Origin of the sequence: Arthrobacter sp. 2MCAF15 (genome assembly GCF_052115605.1) — a bacterium.
Classification (GTDB): Bacteria; Actinomycetota; Actinomycetes; order Actinomycetales; family Micrococcaceae; genus Arthrobacter.
In genome coordinates this window covers 1-2,393 of record NZ_JBFRGZ010000043.1, presented here as the reverse complement: position 1 = coordinate 2,393, position 2,393 = coordinate 1, and the positions used below count along the sequence as shown (strand labels likewise).

Here is a 2,393-nt window from a genome sequence, read left to right as displayed (position 1 = left end):
GCCGCTTGCCCGTCGAGAAGTTGATCTCCAGCCACATCCGGCTCCAAGACTTGAATACAGCCTTCGACGAGCTGGCGACAGGATCCGTGCTCAGGCAGATGATCAGCTTCGAGTGATTGTCACGGTCCTCCGAGACGCAACGTGAATCTTGAAGGCCGGGGGTGCCCAGCCTTAGGGTAACGAACTGATCGCACGACTCGGCGTAACGGCAGGCAGCCTTTGAACGAGTGAGACAGTTGTCTCGCGCATACTGAAATGGATATGCTCCTCGCGCCAAATGACACCCTATCTGGACCCCCAGCTCTGGCCTGGCTTTGCCCGATCTATTGCGGCGCATTCCTGGATATGACCCAAGGCATAGGATTGCCCACGCGAGTCACGATCCTCAACATCGGTGCGCAGGCGCCAGTCCTAACCCACAAGCCGGCTGGCAACTAGGGAGGACTCCGTAAGGCCCAGCGACTCCTAAACACTTGCGCTCGTGGCTTGGCCGCGGTCAGGCCAGTGCTCTGGATCGCGTAGGCTTCCGTCGCTGCGCCAATCCAAACCTATCGCGACCTTTCCAGGCCGGCGCTGGTGCGCCTGCGAATTGACGGAATATTCGTTGGAGCCTTTTCCGAAAGTAGTAGTCCCGTGCAGCCGGACTCGAGGGACGAAGTCCGGTCACGGGCGGAACCGGCGGTAGCCACAGCGCGAGCTGGGCGGTGAAATCCCCCTCGATACCAAGCAATGCCGGACACGAACACCGTTTCCAAGGACGAGCTCGCCGTCAAGTGGGGGCATTGGCAGCCTGGGGTCCACGGCGGCACAATGGGTGTGTGGGTAGCCAAATCGATAACGAACTCCGTCGCCCCTTTACATCACGCACGCTCCTCACACGTCCCTGAGAATTGCAACCAACCCATGGTCTCCCGTGCGTGACCGCCGCGCACTTAGGCGCCCTGTGCGCGCCCGGTGAGTGCACGGCGTATCAGTCAGTGATGTCCGCTGTTATCAGCCCACACTGTCGCTAAGGGCACCTCGAAGGCTTGGCGCAAACCTGGGGGGAGGGTGCGCAGTGGGCGAACCGAGTTCAGGAGGCGCGCTGCAGTCGCCGGGTAGGCCGGTGTCCCGGCGATGCGAGTAGTGATATTGAAGCCGTGGTCGAGGCTGGAGGCTACGATTGTCCCTCCGGCCTCGGCACCTCCTAGCGAACTCTCCCAGGTCACATCAACGACACTTTCGTCGAGCTTGGCCACGGCCTGGAGCGAGAATCCTGCGACGTTCCCTGGCGGCACTACAACCGGTCCAATCGAAACGAGCTCGGTGGACGTGAGAAGGTCGCTGCGGTATGTCCACTGGACCCTCGCGCTCGAGATGCTGTCAACGATAATCCGGGCAGAGGCCTTCACGTAATCGAAGAGATCGAGCTCTGCCTCTCGTAGAGGCCCGCCCACGCCGATTTCCTTGCGAAGCACTTTCTCGGACCACGGTCCGATATCGCTGATGATCCTGATCGTGAGGTTTACCGGCCCCGGCATTAAACGTGCGAGAGCGATTGGGAGCACGTCGGCAGTGAAGCCCGGAAAGATTCCRGTCCCTAGTAGCCGGGCGCCGTTCCGTTCTGCGAGGCGGACAACGTGCTCTTCTTGAGCGAATCGGTCTAGTTGCTCGGAGCGGTGGTAGCCACCAGCCGTCGTGAGCACGTCCAGTCCGCGTGCGGCACATTGCTCGAAAGCGTCCCAGACTGTATCTTGTGGTCCCGCGTGCAGGACTACGTCGATGTCTGGCCGGTCGAGCACGGTGGCGGTTTCCTGAATCGTGATTTCGGGCCCGTCGACTCCAAAATGCTCGGCAGCCGCGATTCCGAGCTTCTGCGGATTAGAGGATCCCACCGCAACAATTTCGACATCGTCCTGGGAGGAGTAGGAGTAGAGATGCTGGGCAAGCAAGCCGGTGCCGATAACTGCGGCGCGCAGGGGGGTGCGGTCGGTGGTTGAGCTTTTCATGCGTAGTTCCTTCCAAGAAACGCCGGGTATCGTCCCGTACAGATTCGCGGGACGATACCCGCACGTCGACTGTCCCATAGATGAGGGGTAAAGCTGTGTCCACCTTCAAGGGCCATGCCTCTGAACTTGACTCAGCAGGCGTGGTTCGCGGTGCCTCGGCCGAACGCGGGGCACTGGCTCGGCGCATGCCATTACAAAGGCGGCCCTTTTGAATTTAAGCACCCACGAGATCGTTGCAGGGTGATTCAAGGGATAGGTCCTGATGGTCCCTCGTTGCGTCGCTAACCAACTGGACGGTTCCTGTGTGTTGTTGGACGGGGGAGAGGACTATTAGCGTTTGCTCACCGTGCCAAATAGTCCGGCAATGGGGGCAAGAACTACGGGGCGCGTCGCGAACACTGCGCC

Annotated in this window: 1 protein-coding gene; it reads right to left on the bottom strand. The window is 60.6% G+C overall.

The features are described from left to right. Positions 1-974 precede the first annotated feature (974 nt). On the bottom strand, positions 975-1,988 hold the full coding sequence (locus AB4089_RS22850) for a Gfo/Idh/MocA family oxidoreductase (RefSeq protein ID WP_441411550.1): 1,014 nt from the start codon (positions 1,986-1,988) through the stop codon (positions 975-977). Between the last annotated feature and the right edge of the window lie 405 nt (positions 1,989-2,393).